Origin of the sequence: Rhodopseudomonas sp. B29, assembly GCF_000333455.1 — a bacterium.
Lineage (GTDB): Bacteria > Pseudomonadota > Alphaproteobacteria > Rhizobiales > Xanthobacteraceae > Rhodopseudomonas.
The window spans coordinates 1-859 of record NZ_BADD01000750.1; the positions used below are offsets into that span (position 1 = coordinate 1).

Genomic DNA, 859 nt, shown 5'->3' on the forward strand with positions numbered 1-859 from the left:
GGCTGATCGCCTCTGAGAGCTTCTTGCGAGCTGGCCCTTCTTGACCCTGCTGAGACTCCGCTGGATATGCAGACTGCTTCGACCTGGCTTGATCACCATACTTACCAAGGCGAGGGGCTCCCCCACAGCAGTGGCCAGAACTTCGTCGGCTAGGCCACGAATTCCGGCTGCGCGGGAGGCTGCCTTAAGGGCCGATAAGTCAGGGATGGGGAGGGACAAGATCCCATCAGCTGCAAGGCGAAACGCCAGCGGAAAAGCGTCCTCGTCGTGGGCGAAGCCGATGACGTGATCATTTCCGGCCAACGTCTTGCCGAGGTCATTTTCGCGAGTTTGTCGAACGGATGCCTCACTGCTCCAACTCAGGATCTCCGGCCGGATGACGCGCTTCGCTCGATCTGGGTTGCGATAGAGCTTGCGCGCTGCCTCCTCGAAAGTCTCGCCATCGGCAGCATTGCGCAGGACGAAGCCAACAACGGAAACGCACCCGACCAGTACGTGATGCATACGGTTCTGGCGCAGGGATCGAACCAGCAGTTGCCGCGCGACTGCCACGCCCACGTCAGTCGTGCGTTGACGTGAAACCACGCGCGATCTTGAAAGATTTCTCAGGTTCATGGCTGTCTCCGGAGATCCACACGCTCAATGGAGACTTGGATCGGCAAAAGGACTTTCAAGTTGATACAGACGCAAAAATGCCCTCGCGTATCCAAGGACTGGAGAAATCACCCACAAAGCTGGATGGGTGAATTTTTTTGGCCGTCATGGAGGATCGGGGTGACCAGTGACGACCCCGGTGAAGCCAAAAATCGGGGGCGGTGGGCCATTTCCCAGGAATTCAAGGATCGGGGCGTTGGCCAAT

At 58.1% G+C, this 859-nt stretch carries 1 protein-coding gene; it reads left to right on the plus strand.

The window, feature by feature from the left end:
- The first annotated feature begins 267 nt into the window (after positions 1-267).
- The gene (locus I5M_RS32565; protein WP_148287973.1) at positions 268-579 is read left to right on the plus strand and encodes a hypothetical protein; all 312 of its coding nucleotides are present in this window, start codon (positions 268-270) and stop codon (positions 577-579) included.
- The last annotated feature ends 280 nt before the right edge of the window (positions 580-859 follow it).